The organism is Pseudomonas sp. 1 (genome assembly GCF_056626735.1).
In genome coordinates this window covers 298,230-319,557 of sequence record NZ_JBWXMQ010000005.1, presented here as the reverse complement: position 1 = coordinate 319,557, position 21,328 = coordinate 298,230, and the positions used below count along the sequence as shown (strand labels likewise).

Genomic DNA, 21,328 nt, shown 5'->3' with positions numbered 1-21,328 from the left:
TACTTCCGATGTCGCTGCCCGCTCTGCTCGAACAACGTCTGCGTCTGCCTGTGGTGGCAGCGCCGATGTTCCTGATCTCCAATCCTGAACTGGTGCTGGCTTGTTGCCGCAACGGCGTGGTTGGCAGCTTCCCGGCGCTGAACCAACGCGAAAGCAGCGGGTTCAAGGCCTGGCTGGAGCAGATCGAAGCGGGACTGGCGACACTGGAGAACCCGGCGCCTTATGCCGTGAATCTGATTGTTCACAAGAGCAATCCACGCCTGGAGGCGGATCTGAACATCTGCGTCGAGCACAAGGTACCTATCGTCATCACCAGCCTCGGCGCGGTGAAGGAAGTGGTAGACGCCGTGCACAGTTACGGCGGCCTGGTCTTCCATGACGTGACGACCCGCCGCCACGCCGAGAAAGCTGCCGAGGCCGGTGCGGATGGTTTGATCGCCGTCGCAGCCGGCGCCGGTGGGCACGCCGGCACCTGGAGCCCGTTCTCGCTGATCGCCGAGATCCGCGAGTTCTTCGACAAGACCCTGTTGCTTGCAGGATGTTTGAACCATGGGCATGAGATTCTCGCCGCACAACTGCTCGGCGCGGATCTGGCCTACCTCGGCACGCGATTTATCGGCACCACTGAAAGTCATGCGCCTGACGCCTACAAGGAGATGCTGCTGACTGCCAAAGCAGCCGACATCATTCATACTCCTGCCGTGTCCGGTGTTCCGGCCAGTTTCATGCGCCAAAGCCTGGAGGCCGCCGGTTTCGACATGGCAGCCCTGCAAGGCAAGGGTGAAGTCAATTTCGGCGACAAGCTCAAGCCGATCAACGACGAAGCCAAAGCCTGGAAAACCGTGTGGTCGGCGGGCCAGGGCGTAGGGCAGATCGATGATCTGCCTAGCGTGGATCAACTGGTGTCGCGTCTCGATGCTGAATACCGCCAGGCCCTGGAGCACGCAGCGCAACTGCCGAAACGCTGGCCGCGCTGAATGAAACCCGGCCGGTCGCTGCCTGACCGGCCTCACACTGACTGCCCCCTTCAATTTATCTCGCGACAAGGATGCCTCGGCCATGAGCGAACCCCGTTACAAGATCGTTTTCGACGGCGCGCTCCAGCCTGGCGTCGACATCACCACGGCCAAGCTCAACCTGGCCAATCTGTTCAAAAGCGATGTCGCCGCCATCGAGCGCCTGTTCAATGGCCGCACCGTCGCGCTCAAGCGTGATCTTTCGCATAGCGATGCGCAGACTTATCTGCAAGCGCTGAGCAAGACCGGGATCGATGCCCGGATCGAAGCGGAAACGCCCATCGAACTGAATCTGTCGGATGTCCACGAGCAAAGCGCTGCCGTCGCGGAGCCTGATTCGCCTTATGCGCCCCCTCGCGCCGCCGTCGGCGAAAACCTGCCGGCATTTGCGCCGCTGAAGCCGTTCGGTGCTGAAGGCAGGATCGGCCGCTTGCGTTATCTGGCATGGTCGATGGTGTTGAGCCTGGTAACCCTGCCAATCGTCAGCGTGTTCGCGCTAATCGGCCTGGGCCTGGTCAGCGCCGACTCGACGACCGGCCTGATCATCGGCGGTCTCCTCGCCTTCTTCCTGTTTCTGGCCTTCGCGATCATTGGCATCCTGTTCAGCATTCAGCGCTTGCACGATATCGGCTGGTCGGGATGGCTGTGGCTGCTGACCCTGGTTCCATTCGTGGGCAGTTTCTTCCCGCTGGTGATCATGGTCGTGCCGGGCAATACCGGCGCCAACCGCTATGGCCCGCCGCCGCCGCCGAACAGCACGGCAGTCAAAGTGCTGTGTTCGCTGTGGATCGTGTTTATCGGGTTGTTCTTTGTGGGTGGCATGCTGGGCGGGATCACTGCCATCCAGCAGGAATATGAAAGCAGCCTTGAAAGCAGCTACGAGAGCGGTTCGGTGAACACCGATGAAATCGATGTCGAAGTCGAGCCCGCCGCGAATTCGGCAGACGATGCAGCCGAAGCCGCCCTCGCCCCTGTAGACTCTGCGAAAAAATGAACAACGCTCCCCGCCGTGACACCTGCGTCCACGGCGCGGCGCTGTTGCGATGGAGATTTGCATGACCCGTTACGCTCTGATCACCGGCGCCTCCAGCGGCATCGGCCTGGCCATGGCCGAAGCCCTGGCGCGCCGTGGCCGCAGCCTGATTCTGGTGGCCCGACAGCGTGATCAGCTGGAAAGCATCGCGATTGAACTGACTCAACGCTTCGGCGTGGAAGTGCTGTTCCGCGCCTGTGATCTCGGTGAGCCGCTGCGCCTGTCCGGTTTTCTGCTGGAGCTCGAAGAAGGCGACCGGCAGATCGATCTATTGGTCAACTGTGCCGGCATCGGTACTTGCGGCCCGTTCCTTGCCCAGGACTGGATGACCGAACAGGACCTGATCGAAGTGAACATCCTCGCCCTTACCCGCCTCTGCCATGCCATCGGCAACAGCATGGCGTTGCAGGGCGGCGGGCAGATTCTCAATGTCGCGTCGGTGGCGGCTTTCAACCCCGGGCCGTGGATGAGCACCTACTACGCCAGCAAGGCGTATGTCCTGCACTTCTCGGAAGCACTTCGAGTGGAACTGAAGAAATGCGCGGTCAAGGTGTCGGTTCTCTGCCCCGGCCCGACTCGCACCGCGTTCTTCAGCACGGCACAACTGAACAACGACAAGCTCAACGCCAGCAAATTGCTGATGAGTCCCGAGGAAGTCGCGCTGTATACCGTGCGCGCCCTGGAGAAAAACCGCGCGATCATCATTCCCGGACGCCGAAACCGCTGGTTCGCCTTTCTGCCACGGCTCGGTTCGCGCTGGCTCAATCGCACGATTGTCGGCATGGTCAACAAGGCTTACTGCCCGCGCTGAAGGGCCGGCAGGCAAATGACTGGGCGCGGTGTGCCCTCGTGGGTACACTCAGGCCAGCTTAAACAACGGAGAAAACAGCTGTGGATACTCTGTTCACCAAGATCATCAACCGGGAAATCCCGGCGAAGATCATCTACGAGGACGACCAGATTCTGGCGTTCCACGACATCGCCCCACAGGCACCGGTGCATTTTCTGGTGATCCCGAAGAAACCGGTGCGCACCCTCAACGACCTGACCGAAGACGACAAGGCACTGGCCGGGCACATCCTGTTTACCGCTCAGCGTCTGGCGCTGGAGCTGGGTTGCGAGGAAGGCTTCCGGGTGGTGATGAACTGCAATGAAATGGGCGGGCAGACTGTCTACCACATTCACATGCACGTACTCGGTCAACGCCAGATGAACTGGCCTCCGGGCTGATTGAACCCAAAGATCGGTGGGAGCGCCCTGCTCCCACGTGACCCAGCGCAAACCTTCCCCGGCCGATTCAGTTAAACTGGCCGCCGAGATTCCTCCCGGAGGTCAGCATGACTACCCAACGTCACTACTCGCCCATTGATCGTCTTCTGCTGCAAGCCGATGCCGCGATGCGTACCTTGCTGCCATTCAGCGGCCAGCCGTACCGTCCGTCGCCGGCAATCGTGCAGCCCGATGTGCAGATGAGCGATGAAGACACCCGCCACGTCGCCGGCCTGATGCGCATCAACCACACCGGTGAAGTCTGCGCCCAGGCGCTGTATCAGGGCCAGGCCCTGACCGCCAAGTTGCCGCAGGTGCGCGAGGCCATGGAGCATGCGGCTGAAGAAGAGATCGATCATCTGGTCTGGTGCGAACAGCGCATTCACCAGTTGGGCAGCCACACCAGCGTGCTCAATCCGCTGTTCTATGGCATGTCGTTCGGCATCGGCGCAGTCGCCGGGTTGATCAGCGACAAGGTCAGCCTCGGATTTGTCGCCGCCACCGAGCATCAAGTCTGCAAACATCTGAGCGAGCATCTTGAGCAACTGCCGGCCGAGGACGAAAAATCCCGGGCGATTCTGGAGCAGATGCGTATAGATGAAGAACATCATGCGGAGAGTGCACTGGAGGCCGGTGGTTTCCGTTTCCCGGCGCCGGTGAAGTTCGGCATGAGCCTGCTGGCCAAAGTGATGACCAAGAGCACTTACCGGATCTGAAAAACGCCCACAAAAAAGGCGACTGCCGCAAAGCAGTCGCCTTTTTTTGTGCCCGGATTTCTTAGCTCGGCATATTGCGCGCGTAGAAGATTTCCAGCATTTCGTGTTTCACACGCTCGGTCACCTGAACGCGTTGCTCGGAAGACAGGTTGCTGGTGGCATCGCCGAACAGGTAGTTGTCCAGTTCGAAGTTCTTCAGCAGCATTTTGGTGTGGAACAGGTTTTCCTGATACACGTTCACGTCGGTCATCTGGTACGCGTCGCGGGTGTCTTCGGAGAGGTAGTTCTGGATCGAGTTGATCTCGTGGTCGATGAAATGCTTGTTGCCTTCAACGTCACGGGTGAAGCCGCGCACACGGTAATCCACGGTCACGATGTCCGAATCGAACTGGTGAATGAGGAAATTGAGTGCTTTGAGCGGTGAAATGACACCACAGGTCGACACGTCGATGTCCACACGGAAAGTCGCGATACCGGCGTCCGGATGGATTTCAGGGTAGGTGTGCACCGTGATGTGGCTCTTGTCGAGGTGGGCCAGGATGATTTCGGGCAACGGGCCCGGGGACTCTTCGATCTGGCTTTCGGTCGGGGTCACCGGCTCTTCCGAGATCAGAATCGTGACGCTGGCACCCTGAGGCTCATAGTTCTGACTCGCAATGTTCAGAATGTTGGCACCAATGATTTCGACAACTTCCGTGAGGATCTGCGTCAGGCGTTCGGCGTTGTACTCTTGATTGATGTACTCGACGTAAGCCTGCTGGTCTTGCGGGGTTTCCGCGTAGCAGATGTCATAGATGTTGAAGCTCAAGGTCTTTGTCAGGTTATTGAACCCGTGGAGCTTGAGTTTGCTTTTCACCGTTAAAAACTCTCTATGTATGCGGCACGGCCGCGTGATCAAGCATGCCCGTCAAGTGCGAACAACGCACCTGCGTAGGACGGTTAACACCTCTTCGCGATGGCGATTTTGGTTATCTGTTCAGGCGGATGACCCGTCGGTTGACTGATCACTGCCCTGAAAAAAGTGGCGCATTATGCAGACGTCAGCGGGGGATCGCCAGAGTCTGCACTGCTTTTATGATAGTTGAGTGTCGGCTCAGCCGAGTTCGACGATTTCGTAGTCGTGGGTGATCGCTACACCGGCCGCGCCGAGCATGATCGAGGCCGAGCAATACTTCTCGGCAGACAGTTCGATAGCGCGCTTGACCTGGGCTTCTTTCAGACCACGCCCCTTGACCACAAAGTGCATGTGGATCTTGGTGAACACTTTCGGATCTTCGGTCGCGCGCTCGGCTTCCAGAAAGGCCTCGCAGCTTTCAACGGCCTGACGGGACTTCTTCAGAATGCTGACCACGTCGAAATTACTGCAACCGCCGACACCCAGCAGGAGCATTTCCATCGGGCGGACACCCAGGTTACGACCACCGGCGTCCGGCGGACCGTCCATGACCACGACATGACCGCTGCCGGATTCGCCGAGGAACATGGCTTCGCCAGCCCATTGGATGCGTGCCTTCATCGCCAAGACTCCACTGTAGAAAAAAGGGTCGCCAGCTTAGCACAGGGCCCTGCCCGGACAGCGAGCAGGTTCCTAGGACAAATGCACCTTTGACGTAGGTGATTTCTCGAAATTTCGACGAAGTGTCTGGTAAGCTGGCGCCAATTCGCTGGCGCCCTAGCCAGACTGTGGAGCGACCGCCTCAGCGCCTCATATAAAAACCAAATATAACCGTGCAGTCTTTTCGGGATACAACCATGGTTGGTATTACCCCCACACCCAAAATCAAGAACCTCGACAAGTTGCTGATGCATTGCCAGCGCCGACGTCATGCGGCCAAGAGCAACATCATCTGCGCCGGGGATCGCTCCGACACGCTGTACTTCATCATCCGCGGCTCGGTCACGATCCTGATCGAGGATGACGACGGCCGCGAGATGATCATCGCGTACCTGAACGCCGGGGACTTCTTCGGTGAGCTGGGCCTGTTCGAAGAAGCCGGCCAGGAACAACAGCGCAGCGCCTGGGTGCGGGCCAAGGTTGAATGCGAAGTCGCGGAAATCAGCTACGCCAAGTTCCGCGAACTGTCGCAACAGGATCCAGACATTCTTTACGTCCTCAGCGGACAAATCGCACAACGCCTGCGTAATACCACGCGCAAGGTCGGCGACCTGGCGTTCTTCGACGTCACCGGCCGTGTCGCTCGCTGTTTGCTCGAGCTGTGCAAACAACCGGACGCCATGACCCACCCCGACGGCATGCAGATCAAGGTGACCCGTCAGGAAATCGGCCGGATTGTCGGTTGCTCGCGAGAGATGGTCGGTCGCGTGCTCAAGGATCTTGAGGAGCGCAACCTGGTGGATGTGAAAGGCAAGACCATGGTGGTCTTCGGCACTCGCTGAGTTCCAAAGCTCAGCCGGCGTAGATCTGCGCCAGCATCAAACGAAAGAGTTCATCGAGACGTGCCAAGGCATGGGGCGCGGGGAATTTTTCATGCAGAGCGATGTGGCTGGCGGCACGAACCCGATGCTCCAGACCACACGCTTCGTTGAAGCGGTTGACCGCCGCGACCATCGACTCACGCTCGTCATCCACCAGCATCGCACCGTGAACCAACCCCACCGGACGCTGACCGCCCTGACTCTGACGCCAGCGCTGGGCGGTGCCGACCATCTTGCGACCGTCGAGATTGACGTTGAAGCGCCCATCGCAGAACGCCCCGTCGATTTCACCCAACGACGAAGTGCCACCCAACTCATCCAGCAACTCGCAGATCGGGTCGCACAACCGCCGATAACCCGTTTCGATGCGGTTCAGATCGCCTTCGCTGCGAGGCGGCGCATAGACCAGTGCAATGTTGATGGTGGAAGCCGATTGCGGAACAGGTTCGCCGCCGGTTTCACGCAACAGCACCGGCCAACCGGCAGCAGCGGAGACTTCGCAGGCGTGATCGAATCCGGGCAAGCGATTCAAACGGCGCGGCATGACCAAAGCACGGTCGCTGGGTTGCCAAAAAAGCAGACCAGATTCGGCATCACCAGCGCAGACCGAGGCCAGAAGATCCTGTTCGGCTTGCAGGCCGGCTTCGATGGTCAGGGAGGTGGGGATCATAAGGTTTCCATAGGACGCTGAGTCTGAGGTGAATCTTATGCCGCCTTCGCGGGCAAGCCCGCTCCATCAAGGGCCGGGCGCCTGCGAAGACTCGATCAGTCGAGGGTCGAACCGCTCACCGGGACGCCGCGCTCCGGGAAGAACAGACGCTGCAGTTCGATGCCCGGGCTTTCGGCGCGCATGAACGCTTCGCCGACCAGGAACGCGTAAACATCGCTGATTTCCATCAGTTCGACATCGGCACGATTGAGGATCCCGCTCTCGGTGACCACCAGCCGATCGCGCGGAATGCGTGGCAGCAGGTCGAGGGTGGTTTCCAGACTGACATCAAAGGTGTGCAGATTGCGGTTGTTGACCCCGACCAGTGGCGTGTCGAGGGTTTTCAACGCGCGCTCCAGCTCGTCGCCGTCGTGCACTTCCACCAACACGTCGAGGCCGACGTCTTTGGCGACTGACGCCAGTTCAGCCATTTTCACGTCATCCAGCGCAGCGACGATCAACAGCACGCAATCGGCGCCAAGGGCACGGGCTTCGACGATCTGATACGGATCGATCATGAAGTCCTTGCGGATCACCGGCAGCGAGCACGCGGCGCGGGCCTGTTGCAGGTAAACATCGGCGCCCTGGAAGTAGTCGATATCGGTCAGCACCGACAGGCAGGTCGCCCCGCCCTTCTCGTAACTTTTGGCGATGTCGGCGGGAACGAAGTCCTCGCGGATCACGCCCTTGCTCGGCGATGCCTTCTTGATTTCGGCAATCACTGCCGGTTGTTTCTTCTTGGCCTGCGCCAGCAATGCCTGGGCAAAACCACGGGGTGCATCGGCCGCCTTGGCCAGACTTTCCAGCTCGCTCAGGCTCACACGGGCGCTACGCTCGGCGACTTCCTGAACCTTGCGGGCCAGAATGTTTTCCAGAACCGTCGGTACACTCATCCCTCATTCTCCACTTTGAATACCGCGGTAAAGGCACCCAACTCCTCGAGTTTTTCCCGAGCAAGACCGGTGTGCAGAGCGTCGTGGGCCAGAGCCACGCCCTCTTTCAGACTTGTCGCCAGATCGGCTGCATACAGCGCCGCACCGGCATTGAGCACGATCATTTCGGCAGCCTTCTGACCGTTCTCGGTCTTGCGCTTGCCCAGTGCATCGCGGATCAGCGCCAGCGAGGCTTCCGGGCCTTCGACCGACAGACCGTGCAGGCTCTGGCTCTTCATGCCCAGATCTTCCGGTTCGACCCAATATTCGGTGATTTGATCGTCCTTCAACTCGGCAACAAAGGTGGGTGCCGCCAGACTGAATTCGTCCAGACCATCCTTCGAATGCACCACCAGCACGTGTTTACTGCCAAGACGCTGCAAGACTTCAGCCAACGGCCGGCACAGCGCAGGCGTGAACACGCCCACCACCTGATGTTTCACACCGGCCGGATTCGTAAGCGGGCCGAGCATGTTGAACAAGGTACGCAGGCCGAGATCGCGACGCGGGCCGGCAGCGTACTTCATGGCTTTGTGGTGAGTCTGGGCAAACATGAAACCGATGCCGACGTTGTCGATACAGCGCGCCACCTGAACCGGGGTCAGGTTGAGGTAGATGCCGGCGGCCTCCAGCAGATCGGCGCTGCCGCTCTTGCCCGACACTGCACGGTTACCGTGTTTGGCCACGGTGCAACCCGCCGCGGCGACCACAAAGGACGATGCGGTCGACACGTTGAAAATGTTCGCGCCGTCACCGCCGGTGCCGACCACGTCGACCACGCGGTCGAGAGTCTGGAGTTCGACCTTGTCCGCCAGCTCGCGCATCACCGACACAGCGCCGACGATTTCGTCGATGCTTTCGCTCTTCATGCGCATGGCCATCATGAACGCGCCGATCTGCGCGTCCGTGCATTGGCCGGTCATGATTTCGCGCATCACGTCGCGCATTTCCTCGGTGCTGAGGTCGAGGTGATCGACGATACGGCTCAGGGCTGTCTTGATATTCATGGAAAGTCCTTAGCGCGTGCCGCCAGTTTGTTTGAGGAAGTTGGCGAACAGTTCATGGCCCTGTTCGGTGAGGATCGATTCCGGGTGGAACTGTACGCCCTCGATGTTCAGGGTTTTGTGACGCAGGCCCATGATTTCGTCGACCGAGCCGTCATCGTGCTGAGTCCACGCGGTCAGCTCCAGGCAATCGGGCAACGTTTCGTGTTTGACGATCAGGGAATGATAGCGGGTGACGGTCAGCGGGCGGTTCAGACCGGCAAACACGCCCTTGTCCTCGTGAAATACCGGGCTAGTCTTACCGTGCATCACCTGTCGGGCGCGGACGACATCCCCGCCAAAGGCCTGGCCGATGGACTGGTGGCCGAGGCAGACGCCCAGGATCGGCAGTTTGCCGGCAAAGTGCTTGATGGCTTCGATGGAAATGCCGGCTTCGGTCGGCGTACACGGGCCTGGGGACACAACGATCCGCTCAGGGTTGAGCGCTTCGATTTCGGCGATGGTCAATTCGTCGTTGCGCACCACTTTGACCTCGGCTCCCAGCTCGCCGAGGTATTGCACAACGTTGTAAGTAAAGGAGTCGTAGTTGTCGATCATCAGCAACATGGCGTTTCGAACCTCTTGAATTCTGACTTGAAAACAGCCTTCGGATGACTTGCCAGAGCGCTGCACACTGGCGGACGCGCAGGTCGCATCGGCACAGCGGCATTTCAAAGGGGCAAGGAAGGCAAAGCGATACAGATCCGGCGGGGCCGGCAGAAAAGATTCAGGCGCGCCAACGCCAGCGGGCGTGTGCCTTGATGACTTGATCCAGAAGTTTGCTGGTGATCAACACGGGGAAGGTCTCGTTCATACGTTTCGGCACAGTAACTTAGCTGGGCGGAGCGTGCAATATGGCCGGGGCCGCGGGGGATAAAACAATGGGAGGGTTGACGACCGATGGCCAAACGCCGGAAGTTTTTGGTACTGTCGTTTCGTTCACTACAACAATAAATAAACGGACTGCTCATGATCAAACAGACATTGTTTGTACCGCTCGCCGGATGCCTGCTCGCGATGGCTTGCGCCCAGGCAAACGCCTCACCCAATCCTTATTCGAATTTCGTGGTTTTCGGCGACAGCCTCAGCGACGCGGGAACCTTCACCGACAGCGGCGGCCCCGCCGGATCGGGCAAACGCTTCACCAACCGCACGGGGCCGAACTATCAGGACGGCAGCGGTGAGTTCTATTCGCTCAACGCCACCCAATTGCTCGGCGGCCGCCTCGGCTTCACACCGGACCAGACCGCCGCCTCGTCGTCTACCGTACGTCCCGACCAAGGCTTGCCGGATGGCAATAACTGGGCCGTGGGCGGCTACCGCACCGACCAGATTCTCGACTCGATCACCAGCCAGTCCGCCACTGGCGAACGCACCCGCGCCGGTTACCTGCCGTCGAACGGCTTCCGTGCCGACCCGAATGCCCTGTATTACCTGACCGGGGGCGGCAACGACTTCCTTCAGGGTCGCGTCACCAGTCTTCCTCAGGCGAATGCCGCCGCCGATCGACTGGTCGACAGCGTACGCACACTGCAAGGTGCCGGCGCCCGTTACATCATGGTCTGGCTATTGCCGGACATCGGCCTGACACCGGCCATCAACGGCTCGCCGCTGCAAGCCTTCACCTCGCAACTCAGCGCCCAGTTCAATATCGAACTGGTCAGCCAGTTGCAGAGCGTCAACGCCAACGTCATTCCGCTGAACGTTCCGGTTCTGCTCAAAGAGGCATTCGCCAATCCGGCGCAGTTCGGCCTGGCCACTGACCAGAACCTGGTCGGCACCTGCTTCAGCGGCAGCGGCTGTACCGAGAACGCCCGATACGGGATCAACAGCGCCACCCCGGACCCGACCAAGCTGATCTACAACGACGCCGTCCACCCGACCGAGGCCGGGCAGCGCCTGATTGCCGATTACGCTTATTCGCTGCTGGCCGCGCCATGGGAAGCAACCCTGTTACCGCAAATGGCTCAAGGCACCTTGCGCTCGCATCAGGACGAATTGCGTAACCAGTGGCTGGCGGATTGGGAAAACTGGCAGGCCGTTGGCCAATGGCGGGCGATTGTCGCCGGTGGCGGCCAGCATCAGGATTTCGATAGCCAGCGCAGCGGCGCCAGCGCCGACGGCAACGGTTACAACCTGAACATCGGCGGCAGCTACCGTCTCAACGACGCGTGGCGCGTGGGCGTGGCGGCGGGTTTCTACAACCAGAAACTCGAGGCCGGCGACAATGATTCGGACTACAAGCTGAACACTTATCTGGGCACCGCGTTCGCCCAGTATCAGCAGAACCGCTGGTGGGGTGATGCCGCAGTGACCGCCGGGCATCTGGATTACGACAGCCTCAAACGCAAATTCCAGCTGGGGGTCAACGAGCGCGGCGAGAAAGGCGATACCGACGGTTATGTTCTGGCCTTCAGCGGACGCGTGGGTTACGACATTGCGCTGCAAGCGAGCAGCCCATGGCATCTGTCGCCGTTCGTCAGTGCCGACTTTGCCAAGGTTGAAGTCGATGGATATTCGGAAAACGGCGCCGACTCCACCGCACTGACGTTCGATGACCAGTCGCGCATTTCCCGGCGTCTCGGCCTCGGGATCCAGGGCAAGTATCAGATCACCTCGCAGACCCAGGTGTTCGGCGAATTCGCCCATGAGCGCGAGTACAACGACGACACCCAGAATGTGACGATGAACCTCAACAGCCTGCCGAACAACCGCTACACCCTGGCCGGCTACGCCCCTCAAACCAACCTGAACCGCCTGAACCTGGGCGTGAGCCACAACCTCACCAAGGACCTGGCATTGCGCGCCAGCTACGACATTCGCAAGGATGACGACTTCACCCAGCAAGGGATCAACGTCGGCGTAGCGCTCGACTTCTGATTCGCAGGCCACAAAAAAACGCGGCGCCCTCACAGGCGCCGCGTTTTTTTGTGGCTGAATCATCAATCACTCAGTCCGGGGTTTGCTCGGCCAGCGCAACAGCGCGGAACATTGCCCGGCGCTTGTTGATGGTTTCTTCCCATTCCAGCGCCGGCACCGAGTCGGCGACGATACCGCCACCGGCCTGCACGTGCAGTTCGCCGTTCTTGATCACGGCGGTACGGATCGCAATCGCAGTGTCCATGTTGCCGTTCCAGGCGAAGTAGCCGACCGCACCGCCATACACACCACGCTTGACCGGCTCCAGCTCGTCGATGATTTCCATCGCGCGGATCTTCGGTGCGCCGGACAAGGTACCCGCCGGCAGGATCGCCCGCAGCGCGTCCATCGCCGTCAGCCCGGTTTTCAACTGACCGGTCACGTTGGACACGATGTGCATCACGTTGGAATAACGCTCGATGACCATCTTCTCGGTGAGCTTCACCGAACCGATTTCCGAAACGCGACCGGTGTCGTTGCGTCCGAGGTCGATCAGCATCAGGTGCTCGGCAATCTCCTTGTCGTCCGACAGCAGGTCTTCTTCCAGCGCCGCGTCCGCCTCTTCGGTAGCCCCGCGAGGACGGGTGCCGGCAATCGGGCGTACGGTGATCAGGTTGTCTTCGACCCGCACCAGCACTTCCGGCGAACTGCCGACGACATGGAAATCGCCGAAGTTGAAGAAGTACATGTATGGGGTCGGGTTGAAGCAACGCAGCGCGCGGTACAGATCGATGGGTGCCGCCTTGAAGTCGATCGACATGCGCTGGGACGGCACGACCTGCATGCAGTCACCGGCGAGGATGTATTCCTTGATGGTGTCGACGGCTTTTTCGTAGTCGTCCTGAGTGAAACTGGAGCGGAACACCGGCTCGGCGGCCTGCTGCTTGCTGAAGTCCAGGCCACGGCGCGGGGTGATCGGCTGACGCAGTTTTTCCAGCAGTTGCTGCAATTGCGCCTGGCCCTGCTCGTAGGCATCGGCCAGCGCCGGATCGGCCAGCACGATCGCGTGCATCTTGCCGGCGAGGTTGTCGAACACCACCACCGCATCGGAAACCATCAGCAGGATGTCCGGCACGCCCAGCGGATCCGGGTTCGGGCATTTGCCGAGGCGCTTCTCTACATAGCGCACACAGTCGTAACCGAAGTAACCCACAAGGCCACCGTTGAAACGCGGCAGACCGGCGATGGTCGGCACGTTGTAGCGGGCCTTGAAGGTTTCAACGAAAGCCAACGGGTCTTCGACGTCGTGGCTTTCGGTCTCGACGCCATCGACGGTGATGCTGACGTGATGATCGTGAACCCGCAGCACGGTGCGGCACGGCAGGCCGATGATCGAGTAACGGCCCCATTTCTCGCCGCCCTGCACCGATTCGAGCAGGTAGGAGTTGGGCTGGTCGGCCAGTTTCAGGTAGATCGACAGCGGCGTGTCGAAGTCGGCCAGGGTTTCACAGGCCAGCGGGATGCGGTTGTAGCCGTCAGCGGCCAGACGCAGGAATTCTTCGCGAATCATAGGGTGCCTCGTGGTGTGAGGTGCAAATCAGTCAGGTGTGCAAACGCGCCGGCAGGCCGGCCAGGAACAAGTCAGGCGCGCCAACGCCAGCGGGCCAGGGCCTTGATGACTTTCATCCAGAGTTTGCGGGTGACCACCACGATGGCGTTTCCAGAAGGGGATTGAGAAGCGTCGGGCAACGTTATCTCAGCGGCCGTATCCAGGCAACCGGGAATTAGCTTGCGCAGATCGTCGATCACCAGCGCCGGGGATTCCTCGGCGATCGGCCGGCCATGGTTGTAGCCGTAACTCAGCGCAACACATTTGACCCCCGCCGCTTTCGCCGCCAGCACGTCGCTGCGCGAATCGCCGACGAACAGCGATTGCGAGGCCGGAATGCCGGACATCTTCATGACAAAGAACAGCGCTGCCGGGTCAGGCTTTTTCTGCGGCAGCGTATCGCCGCCGATGATCCACTTGAAGTAGCGGCCGATCTTCATCTGATCCAGCAGCGGCGCGACGAAGCGCTCCGGCTTGTTGGTGATCAGCGCCATGGCCACGCCCTGCTTGTGCAGCCATTTCAGGGTGTCGCGCACGCCGGGATAGACCACGGTCAGTTCATGGCTGGCGCCGTAGGCTTCCATGAATACCTCCAGCGCATGCTCGGCTTCGACGTCATCCACGGCGGAATGATCGATGCCGCCGGCCAAGGCGCGGCGCACCAGCACCGGCGCGCCGTTGCCGACCCACTCGCGCACCGACTCGATACCGGCAGGCTTGCGCCCGAGGGAGAGCAGCATGTTATCCACCGCCGCCGCCAGGTCGGGTACCGAATCGATCAGCGTGCCATCCAGATCGAACATCACCAACCGCGGCAGTTGCCCCGGGAACAGCTGCTCAAAACCGCTCATGGGCGAGCCAGCGCCAGTTCGGAACGCATCTTGTCGATGACTTCCTGATAGTTCGGCGCATTGAAGATCGCCGAGCCGGCCACAAAGGTGTCGGCGCCAGCGGCAGCGATTTCACGGATATTGTTGACGTTGACGCCGCCGTCGATTTCCAGGCGGATGTCACGGCCCGAGGCATCGATGATCGCGCGCGCTTCGCGCAGCTTGTCGAGGGTGCCCGGAATGAATTTCTGCCCGCCGAAGCCCGGGTTGACGCTCATCAACAGGACCATGTCGACTTTGTCGATCACGTACTTGAGCACGTCCAGCGGGGTCGCCGGGTTGAACACCAGGCCGGACTTGCAGCCGCCCTCACGGATCAGTTGCAGCGAACGATCGACGTGCAGCGTGGCTTCCGGGTGGAAGGTGATGTAAGTGGCGCCGGCTTCGATGAAGTCGCCGACGATGCGATCCACCGGGCTGACCATCAGGTGCGCGTCGATCGGCGCGGTAATGCCGTACTTGCGCAGTGCGGCGCAGACCATCGGGCCGATGGTCAGGTTCGGCACGTAGTGGTTGTCCATGACATCGAAGTGGACGAAGTCGGCACCGGCGGCCAGAACGTTGTCCACTTCCTCGCCGAGGCGGGCGAAGTCGGCGGAGAGAATCGACGGAGCAATAACGAAGGGCTGCATGACGCACCTTTTCTGAGCTAAATCACGATGGCGCGCATTGTATACCTCAAGTTTCCGCGCGCGCACCGTGACCGCGATGATTGGGTTGTGCCATGACCGGCGGCCGGGCGGTTCTCAGTACGCCGCCCGGTAGATCTTCTCGATGTCGGCGGCGCTGAGCTTGCGCGGGTTGTTGCGCATCAGGCGCTCGATCCCCGCGGCCTCTACGGCCATGGCCGGGATCGCCTCTTCGGGCACGCCGAAACTGCGCAGACCCAGCGGAATTTCTACCGCCGCGCACAGTTCGGTCATCGCCGCGACGGCGCTGTCGGCCGCTTCATTGAGACTCAGATGAGCGGTCTTTACCCCCATCGCTTCGGCAATATCCTGCATCCGTTCGACGCAGGCCATCTTGTTCCAGGTCATCACATACGGCAGCAACAGCGCATTACTGACGCCGTGGGCAATGTTGAAGCGCCCGCCCAGCGGATACGCCAGCGCATGCACCGCGCCGACCCCGGCATTGCCGAACGCCATGCCGGCCATCAGGCTGGCGGTGGCCATGTCTTCCCGGGCCTGCAGGTTGGACGGATTGGCGTAGGCCTTGGGCAAGGATCGGGCGATCAACCTGATGGCGCCGATGGCCAGCGAATCGGTAATCGGCGAGGCATTCAGCGACAGATAGGACTCGATGGCATGCACCAGCGCATCGACGCCACTGGCGGCGGTGACACTGCGCGGACAGGTCAGGGTCATTTGCGGACTGACCAGCGCCACGTCCGGCAACAGGTAGTCGCTGACAATGCCCTTCTTCAACTGAGCGACCTTGTCCGAAAGAATCGCTACGTTGGTCACCTCAGAACCTGTGCCGGCCGTGGTCGGGATGGCGATCAGCGGCGGGCCCTTGCGCGGCACCTGATCGACGCCGAACAGATCCTCCAGCGCACCGTGATAACCGGCATACGCCGCGACACTCTTGGCGATGTCGATGGCACTGCCGCCGCCGAGACCGATCAGCCCGTCATGCCCGCCTTCGCGATAGACGCGCATGCAATCCTCGACGATGGCGATTTCCGGATCCGGCAGCACCCGGTCGAAGATTTCGTACTCGCGCTCGCCGATCTGCGCCAGCGCCAGCTCCACCGTGCCGGATTTCACCAGCGCGGCATCGGTGACGATCAGCGGGTTGTCGATGTCCAGCCGCGCGAGCTCGGCCGCCAGCTGCTCGATGGCCCCGGCACCGGTGATCAGTTTGTGAGCGATCTTGAACGAGGAAAGACTCATCGTGCGCAGCCTCTTATAGATGTGGGAGCTGAGCACAAGCGTAGCTGGGGAATCGGGGTTGTCTGTCATTCAGCGCATGAATGACCAGAGCAGCACTTGTGGGAGCGAGCTTGCTCGCGAAGGCGGCGCCACATGCGCAATCTGTATCGCCTGACACATCGCTTTCGCGAGCAAGCTCGCTCCTACAGGTTTTGGTAGCGGACTCTTAGACTTGAGCAGTACGCAATTTCTCACTCCGCCCACGCAACCACTCCAGCGTCAGCAGCAGAATCACCGAGAAGGCGATCAGCAACGTAGCAGCGGCGGCGATGGTCGGGCTCAGGTTCTCGCGAATCCCGCTGAACATCTGCCGAGGCAACGTCGCCTGCTCGGGACCTGCGAGAAACAGCGTCACCACCACTTCATCGAACGAGGTCGCAAAGGCAAACAGCGCCCCGGAAATCACCCCCGGCGCAATCAGCGGCAAGGTCACCCGACGGAATGTCACCAGCGGCGAGGCTCCGAGACTGGCCGCCGCCCGCACCAGATTGTGGTTGAAGCCCTGCAAGGTCGCCGACACCGTGATGATCACGAACGGCACACCGAGCACCGCGTGCACCACGATCAGCGAGAAGAAACTGTTGCCCAGCCCCAGCGGCGCGAAGAACAGGTAACTGGCCACACCGATGATCACCACCGGCACCACCATCGGCGAAATCACCAGCGCCATCACCAACGGCTTGCCGGGGAAGTCGCCACGGGTCAGGCCGATCGCCGCCAGCGTGCCGAACACCATTGCCAGCACGGTCGCGGCCGGAGCCACGATGATGCTGTTCTTCAGCGAGCGCATCCATTCCGCCGAGGCGAAGAAGTCCTGATACCACTGCAGCGAAAAGCCCTGCAGCGGATACACCAGAAAACTGCCCGAGTTGAACGACAGCGGCACGATCACCAGCACCGGCAGGATCAGGAACAACAGGATCAAGCCGCAGAGGATCCGCAAGCTGTAGAACCACACCCGCTCGACGGGCGACATATAAGGACTCAGCATTTCAAATTCCCCTTAGCTCAGGCGCAGGCGACTGGCGCCCACCAGCCAGCTGTAGATCAGATAAAGCACCACGGTCGCCAGCAGCAACAGCCCGCCGAGCGCGGTGGCCATGCCCCAGTTGATGCTGGTGTTGGTGTAGAACGCAACGAAGTAGCTGACCATCTGATCGTTCGGGCTGCCCAGCAGCGCCGGGGTGATGTAGTAGCCGATGGCGAGGATGAACACCAGCAGGCAACCGGCGCCGACACCGGCGTAGGTCTGCGGGAAGTAGACCCGCCAGAAGCTGGCGAACGGATGACAGCCGAGAGAAATCGCGGCACGCATGTAGGTCGGCGAGATGCCTTTCATCACGCTGTAGATCGGCAAGATCATGAACGGCAGCAGGATGTGCACCATCGAGATGTAGACCCCGGTGCGGTTGAACACCAGTTCCAGCGGTTTATCGATGATGCCCATTGCCATCAGCGCGCTGTTGATCAAACCGCCGGATTGCAGCAACACGATCCACGCGGCGACTCGTACCAGGATCGAGGTCCAGAACGGCAGCAGCACCAGAATCATCAGCAGGTTGCTCTGACGCGACGGCAGGTTGGCCAGCAAGTAGGCCAGCGGATAGGCCAGCACCAGGCAGATCACGGTGATGATCAGGCCCATCCAGAACGTCCGGGCGAAGATATCGAGGTAGATCGCCTGATCCGGGGTCGCCGGGGCAATTTCACCGAGGTCGTCGATGCGATGATCCACCGCCGCCAGCAGATAGAACGGGGTGATGCTGCTGGTGTTGCGCTTCACCGCTTGCCAGTAGGCCGGATCGCCCCAACGCTCGTCGAGGCCTTCCAGCGCTTCTTTATAAGAGGCCGGTTCGCTGGCAAATGGCAGCGAGCGGGCAGTTTTGGTCAGCAGGCTGCGATAGCCGGCCAACTCCATGTTCAGGCGCTTGGACAGATCGCCCAGGGTCTGGTTTTTGCGCGCTTCGGCGAGGTCTTCGCTGGCGGCTTTGTAGACCGGTTCTGCGGGCAGGCCTCGGCCGTCCCACGCAGCAATCGCGGTCACGGTGCGCGGCATGCCGCCGACCACTTCCGGGTTGCCGACGCTTTTATAGAGCAGCGCCACGATCGGCACCAGGAACACCAGCAACAGAAACAGCACCAGCGGCGCGATCAGCGCCTGGGCCTTCCAGCGGTTGACCCGCTCGGCGTGCTTGAGCCGCTGCTTCAAGGTGGGGCTGTTGCCCTCGTTCAGGGGAACGGCGATGGCCATGACGTACTCCGCAAATCTTTGATCGTTACAGAGGCGGTAAACCGTCTCTGTTGTGTTGGAACACCGCAACCTGACTGATCGTTCCCACGCTCTGCGTGGGAATGCCGCCCGGGAGGCTCCGCGTCCCTGTGACGCAGAGCGTCACTGGATGCGTTCCCACGCAGAGCGTGGGAACGATCACAGGAGGGCGAGCCCTCTGGTTACTTCGCAGCCCAGGAATTGAAGCGCTGCTCCAGTTGCTCGCCGTTGTCAGCCCAGAAGCTGACGTCGATCTGCACCTGGTTGGCGATGTTTTCCGGGGTGGTCGGCATGTCTTTCAGGATCGCCTTGTCCAGCAACGGCACGGCCTGGGAGTTGGCCGGTCCGTAGGCGATGTTTTCCGAGTAGGTCTTCTGCTGTTGCGGCTGCACCGAGAACGCGATGAACTTCTTCGCCGCTTCGGCGCGCTTGGCGTCCAGACCTTTCGGGATGGCCCAGGCGTCAAAGTCGTAGATACCGCCGTTCCATACCACTTTCAGGTTGGATTCTTTCTGCACGGCGGCGATACGACCGTTGTAGGCCGAGCTCATGACCACGTCACCGGAGGCGAGGTACTGCGGCGGCTGGGCGCCGGCTTCCCACCACTGAATGTTCGGTTTCAGCTCGTCGAGCTTCTTGAACGCGCGATCCTGACCGCCCTTGCTGGCCAGTTCCTTGTACACGTCTTTGGGCGCAACGCCGTCGGCCATCAGTGCAAATTCGAGGGTGTATTTGGCGCCTTTGCGCAGGCCGCGCTTGCCCGGGAATTTTTTGGTGTCCCAGAAATCCGCCCAGCTGGTCGGTGCGGTTTTCAGCTTGTCGGCGTTATAGGCCAGCACGGTCGACCACACGAAGAAGCCCACGCCGCACGGCTGGATCGCGCCTTTGACGTAGTCTTCGGATTTGCCGAACAGCGCAGGATCCAGTTGTTCGAACATGTCTTCGTCGCAACCACGGGACAGCTCCGGCGATTCAACCTCTACCAGATCCCAGGACACGCTCTTGGTGTCGACCATGGCTTTGACCTTGGCCATCTCACCGTTGTACTCGCCGGCGACGATCTTGCCGTTGCCCGCCGCTTCCCACGGTGCGTAGAAGGCTTTGACTTGCGCCGCCTTGTTCGCCCCGCCAAACGACACCACGGTCAGATCCGGCCCAGCGGCCATTGCGCTTGCCGCACCCATCAGGCCCAGGGTCAGGGCTGTGAACTTCAGGGATCTCAACATTTATTGTTCTCTCCACGTGCAGGGTTGGTGTTGGTATTGCCGGGGCGCTTAATGCGCCTCTAGAAGAGGATCAAGCGCGCGAACGTGCTCGACCTGCCAGCCAAGCGGAACCACGTCACCGACCGCGAGCGCAGGATCGAGCTCGGCAATCGGTTGTTTCACGAAGAAGTCGGTCTTGCCGCAGACTTCCAGGCGCACCCGGACGTGGTCGCCCAGATAGATGAATTCGGCCACCCGCCCGGAGAAGCGGTTGACGCATTGGTCGCTCGAACCGTTGAGGCTGACGCGCTCCGGACGAATCGACAGGGTGACCGGTTCGCCGGTCTGGCCGATGTTGACCGCCAGTGCCTCGACCTTTTCCCCACGCCCCAGCTCGACCACGCAGCGCTCGCCGTTCTGGCTGAGCAGGCGACCGTTGAGGCGGTTGTTCTCGCCGATGAAGTTGGCGACGAAAGTGTTTTTCGGTTCTTCGTAGAGGGTGCGCGGCGGAGCGATCTGCTGGATCTCGCCCTGGTGGAACACGGCAACGCGGTCGGACATGGTCAGGGCTTCGCCCTGGTCGTGGGTCACGTAGACCACGGTCACGCCGAGGCGCTGGTGCAGGTGTTTGATTTCCATCTGCATGTGCTCACGCAGTTGTTTGTCGAGAGCCCCCAGGGGTTCGTCCATCAGCACCAGTTGCGGCTCGAACACCAGCGCGCGGGCCAGCGCCACACGCTGTTGCTGACCGCCGGACAGTTGCGCCGGGTAACGCGATGCGAAGGCATCGAGCTGGACCATGCTCAGGACTTTCTTGACCTTGTCGCTGACGTCGCTCTTGTTCAGGCCACGCACGGTCAGCGGGAACGCCAGGTTCTCGGCGACGGTCATGTGCGGAAACAGCGCGTAGTTCTGGAACACCATGCCAATGTCGCGCTTGTGCGGCGGCACGTTGTTGATCGCGCGCCCGGCCAGGAGAATTTCACCGGCGGTCGGTGTTTCGAAACCGGCGAGCATCATCAGGCTGGTGGTCTTGCCGGAGCCGGACGGCCCGAGCAGGGTGAGGAATTCGCCCTTGCGGATGTCCAGGTTGAGGTCTTTGACGATCAGGTTCTCGCCGTCGTAGCTCTTCTGCACTCCACGAAAGCTGACCAGCACATCGCTGGCCCCTGCGTTTGATTCGACCTGGCTCATACCCACACCTTTGTTATTGATGACTGCTGTGGGATTAAGCCTAGTGGCTGCTCACAGTCACGCAAATCGGGGCGCAGGAGAGAATCGCCTCAGCCGGATGGAAGGCCGGGGGTAGGGATTGCCCTACAAGGATGGCGTTAATGGATAAAGCAGTGACGAGCGCGGAGCTGCAAGCTTCAATAACAAGCAAAAGCGCGTGTCGCTAACAGATATG

21 protein-coding genes are annotated in these 21,328 nt (G+C 60.8%); 7 read left to right on the top strand and 14 right to left on the bottom strand.

The features are described 5' to 3' along the window. Positions 1 to 8: 8 nt before the first annotated feature. The 5 genes from AC1MDC_RS10430 to coq7 all read left to right on the top strand — a co-directional run bounded on the left by AC1MDC_RS10430 (position 9) and on the right by coq7 (position 4,034). On the top strand, positions 9 to 977 hold the full coding sequence (locus tag AC1MDC_RS10430) for an NAD(P)H-dependent flavin oxidoreductase (protein WP_480392964.1): 969 nt from the start codon (positions 9 to 11) through the stop codon (positions 975 to 977). An 82-nt stretch (positions 978 to 1,059) separates the two neighbouring features. Further along, positions 1,060 to 2,010 carry a DUF805 domain-containing protein gene (locus tag AC1MDC_RS10425; protein WP_480392963.1) on the top strand — a complete coding sequence of 317 codons (951 nt, stop codon included), beginning with the start codon at positions 1,060 to 1,062 and terminating at the stop codon, positions 2,008 to 2,010. Between the two features lie 61 nt (positions 2,011 to 2,071). Further along, positions 2,072 to 2,860 (top strand): SDR family NAD(P)-dependent oxidoreductase, encoded by a 789-nt coding sequence (locus AC1MDC_RS10420; RefSeq protein ID WP_085697697.1) that lies wholly within the window; start codon positions 2,072 to 2,074, stop codon positions 2,858 to 2,860. Positions 2,861 to 2,940: 80 nt separating this feature from the next. Continuing rightward, complete coding sequence (locus AC1MDC_RS10415; protein WP_480392962.1) at positions 2,941 to 3,279, top strand: histidine triad nucleotide-binding protein; 339 nt, start codon at positions 2,941 to 2,943, stop codon at positions 3,277 to 3,279. Between the two features lie 107 nt (positions 3,280 to 3,386). Further along, a complete protein-coding gene (gene coq7, locus AC1MDC_RS10410) occupies positions 3,387 to 4,034 on the top strand; it encodes a 2-polyprenyl-3-methyl-6-methoxy-1,4-benzoquinone monooxygenase (RefSeq protein WP_480392961.1) in 648 nt (215 codons plus the stop codon). 61 nt (positions 4,035 to 4,095) lie between these two features. Here the strand turns inward: coq7 and speD are convergent, their stop codons facing one another. Both speD and AC1MDC_RS10400 read right to left on the bottom strand, forming a co-directional pair. Next, positions 4,096 to 4,890, bottom strand: a complete 795-nt coding sequence (gene speD, locus AC1MDC_RS10405) for an adenosylmethionine decarboxylase (RefSeq protein WP_480392960.1) — start codon at positions 4,888 to 4,890, stop codon at positions 4,096 to 4,098. 237 nt (positions 4,891 to 5,127) lie between these two features. Continuing rightward, positions 5,128 to 5,550, bottom strand: a complete 423-nt coding sequence (locus AC1MDC_RS10400; RefSeq protein ID WP_003228794.1) for an OsmC family protein — start codon at positions 5,548 to 5,550, stop codon at positions 5,128 to 5,130. Between the two features lie 236 nt (positions 5,551 to 5,786). Between AC1MDC_RS10400 and crp the strand changes: the two genes are divergently transcribed. Next, positions 5,787 to 6,431, top strand: coding sequence for a cAMP-activated global transcriptional regulator CRP (gene crp / locus AC1MDC_RS10395; protein ID WP_011336190.1), 645 nt, complete (start codon positions 5,787 to 5,789; stop codon positions 6,429 to 6,431). Positions 6,432 to 6,441: 10 nt separating this feature from the next. On the opposite strand, the gene AC1MDC_RS10390 is transcribed toward crp, so the two are convergent. The 4 genes from AC1MDC_RS10390 to AC1MDC_RS10375 form a co-directional block, all read right to left on the bottom strand. Continuing rightward, a complete protein-coding gene (locus AC1MDC_RS10390) occupies positions 6,442 to 7,140 on the bottom strand; it encodes a lipoate--protein ligase family protein (RefSeq protein ID WP_085697698.1) in 699 nt (232 codons plus the stop codon). A 95-nt stretch (positions 7,141 to 7,235) separates the two neighbouring features. Beyond that, complete coding sequence (gene trpC, locus AC1MDC_RS10385) at positions 7,236 to 8,072, bottom strand: indole-3-glycerol phosphate synthase TrpC (protein WP_085697699.1); 837 nt, start codon at positions 8,070 to 8,072, stop codon at positions 7,236 to 7,238. Next, entirely contained in the window at positions 8,069 to 9,118 is a 1,050-nt protein-coding gene (gene trpD / locus AC1MDC_RS10380) for an anthranilate phosphoribosyltransferase (protein WP_085697700.1), read from the bottom strand. Before trpD ends, trpC begins: the two co-directional genes overlap by 4 nt. 9 nt (positions 9,119 to 9,127) lie before the next feature. After that, entirely contained in the window at positions 9,128 to 9,721 is a 594-nt protein-coding gene (locus tag AC1MDC_RS10375) for an aminodeoxychorismate/anthranilate synthase component II (protein ID WP_007956309.1), read from the bottom strand. A gap of 402 nt (positions 9,722 to 10,123) precedes the next feature. Here AC1MDC_RS10375 and estP point away from each other — a divergent pair, with 402 nt between their 5' ends. Beyond that, complete coding sequence (gene estP, locus AC1MDC_RS10370) at positions 10,124 to 12,034, top strand: esterase EstP (RefSeq protein ID WP_480392959.1); 1,911 nt, start codon at positions 10,124 to 10,126, stop codon at positions 12,032 to 12,034. A gap of 70 nt (positions 12,035 to 12,104) precedes the next feature. On the opposite strand, the gene trpE is transcribed toward estP, so the two are convergent. The 8 genes from trpE to AC1MDC_RS10330 form a co-directional block, all read right to left on the bottom strand. Further along, a complete protein-coding gene (gene trpE / locus AC1MDC_RS10365) occupies positions 12,105 to 13,583 on the bottom strand; it encodes an anthranilate synthase component I (protein ID WP_480392958.1) in 1,479 nt (492 codons plus the stop codon). A 71-nt stretch (positions 13,584 to 13,654) separates the two neighbouring features. Then, positions 13,655 to 14,473, bottom strand: a complete 819-nt coding sequence (locus AC1MDC_RS10360) for a phosphoglycolate phosphatase (RefSeq protein WP_085688443.1) — start codon at positions 14,471 to 14,473, stop codon at positions 13,655 to 13,657. Further along, positions 14,470 to 15,144, bottom strand: a complete 675-nt coding sequence (gene rpe / locus AC1MDC_RS10355; RefSeq protein WP_003228808.1) for a ribulose-phosphate 3-epimerase — start codon at positions 15,142 to 15,144, stop codon at positions 14,470 to 14,472. Before rpe ends, AC1MDC_RS10360 begins: the two co-directional genes overlap by 4 nt. 114 nt (positions 15,145 to 15,258) lie before the next feature. Continuing rightward, complete coding sequence (locus AC1MDC_RS10350) at positions 15,259 to 16,407, bottom strand: iron-containing alcohol dehydrogenase (protein ID WP_480392957.1); 1,149 nt, start codon at positions 16,405 to 16,407, stop codon at positions 15,259 to 15,261. Positions 16,408 to 16,612: 205 nt separating this feature from the next. Continuing rightward, positions 16,613 to 17,437: an ABC transporter permease gene (locus AC1MDC_RS10345; protein ID WP_085702826.1), complete on the bottom strand. Its 825-nt coding sequence runs from the start codon at positions 17,435 to 17,437 to the stop codon at positions 16,613 to 16,615. 12 nt (positions 17,438 to 17,449) lie between these two features. Continuing rightward, the gene (locus tag AC1MDC_RS10340) at positions 17,450 to 18,697 is read right to left on the bottom strand and encodes an ABC transporter permease (protein WP_007959935.1); all 1,248 of its coding nucleotides are present in this window, start codon (positions 18,695 to 18,697) and stop codon (positions 17,450 to 17,452) included. Positions 18,698 to 18,897: 200 nt separating this feature from the next. Then, positions 18,898 to 19,941 carry an ABC transporter substrate-binding protein gene (locus tag AC1MDC_RS10335; protein WP_007959933.1) on the bottom strand — a complete coding sequence of 348 codons (1,044 nt, stop codon included), beginning with the start codon at positions 19,939 to 19,941 and terminating at the stop codon, positions 18,898 to 18,900. A 48-nt stretch (positions 19,942 to 19,989) separates the two neighbouring features. After that, positions 19,990 to 21,114, bottom strand: coding sequence for an ABC transporter ATP-binding protein (locus AC1MDC_RS10330; protein WP_007959931.1), 1,125 nt, complete (start codon positions 21,112 to 21,114; stop codon positions 19,990 to 19,992). Positions 21,115 to 21,328: the final 214 nt, after the last annotated feature.

Bases quoted from the DNA above. Each gene is read 5' to 3' on its own strand.
- AC1MDC_RS10430 (WP_480392964.1), top strand. From the start codon at position 9: ATGTCGCTGCCCGCTCTGCTCGAACAACGTCTGCGTCTGCCTGTGGTG.
- AC1MDC_RS10425 (WP_480392963.1), top strand. From the start codon at position 1,060: ATGAGCGAACCCCGTTACAAGATCGTTTTCGACGGCGCGCTCCAGCCT.
- AC1MDC_RS10420 (WP_085697697.1), top strand. From the start codon at position 2,072: ATGACCCGTTACGCTCTGATCACCGGCGCCTCCAGCGGCATCGGCCTG.
- coq7 (WP_480392961.1), top strand. From the start codon at position 3,387: ATGACTACCCAACGTCACTACTCGCCCATTGATCGTCTTCTGCTGCAA.
- AC1MDC_RS10400 (WP_003228794.1), bottom strand. From the start codon at position 5,550: ATGAAGGCACGCATCCAATGGGCTGGCGAAGCCATGTTCCTCGGCGAA.
- crp (WP_011336190.1), top strand. From the start codon at position 5,787: ATGGTTGGTATTACCCCCACACCCAAAATCAAGAACCTCGACAAGTTG.
- AC1MDC_RS10390 (WP_085697698.1), bottom strand. From the start codon at position 7,140: ATGATCCCCACCTCCCTGACCATCGAAGCCGGCCTGCAAGCCGAACAG.
- trpC (WP_085697699.1), bottom strand. From the start codon at position 8,072: ATGAGTGTACCGACGGTTCTGGAAAACATTCTGGCCCGCAAGGTTCAG.
- trpD (WP_085697700.1), bottom strand. From the start codon at position 9,118: ATGAATATCAAGACAGCCCTGAGCCGTATCGTCGATCACCTCGACCTC.
- AC1MDC_RS10375 (WP_007956309.1), bottom strand. From the start codon at position 9,721: ATGTTGCTGATGATCGACAACTACGACTCCTTTACTTACAACGTTGTG.
- estP (WP_480392959.1), top strand. From the start codon at position 10,124: ATGATCAAACAGACATTGTTTGTACCGCTCGCCGGATGCCTGCTCGCG.
- trpE (WP_480392958.1), bottom strand. From the start codon at position 13,583: ATGATTCGCGAAGAATTCCTGCGTCTGGCCGCTGACGGCTACAACCGC.
- AC1MDC_RS10360 (WP_085688443.1), bottom strand. From the start codon at position 14,473: ATGAGCGGTTTTGAGCAGCTGTTCCCGGGGCAACTGCCGCGGTTGGTG.
- rpe (WP_003228808.1), bottom strand. From the start codon at position 15,144: ATGCAGCCCTTCGTTATTGCTCCGTCGATTCTCTCCGCCGACTTCGCC.
- AC1MDC_RS10350 (WP_480392957.1), bottom strand. From the start codon at position 16,407: ATGAGTCTTTCCTCGTTCAAGATCGCTCACAAACTGATCACCGGTGCC.
- AC1MDC_RS10345 (WP_085702826.1), bottom strand. From the start codon at position 17,437: ATGCTGAGTCCTTATATGTCGCCCGTCGAGCGGGTGTGGTTCTACAGC.
- AC1MDC_RS10340 (WP_007959935.1), bottom strand. From the start codon at position 18,697: ATGGCCATCGCCGTTCCCCTGAACGAGGGCAACAGCCCCACCTTGAAG.
- AC1MDC_RS10335 (WP_007959933.1), bottom strand. From the start codon at position 19,941: ATGTTGAGATCCCTGAAGTTCACAGCCCTGACCCTGGGCCTGATGGGT.
- AC1MDC_RS10330 (WP_007959931.1), bottom strand. From the start codon at position 21,114: ATGAGCCAGGTCGAATCAAACGCAGGGGCCAGCGATGTGCTGGTCAGC.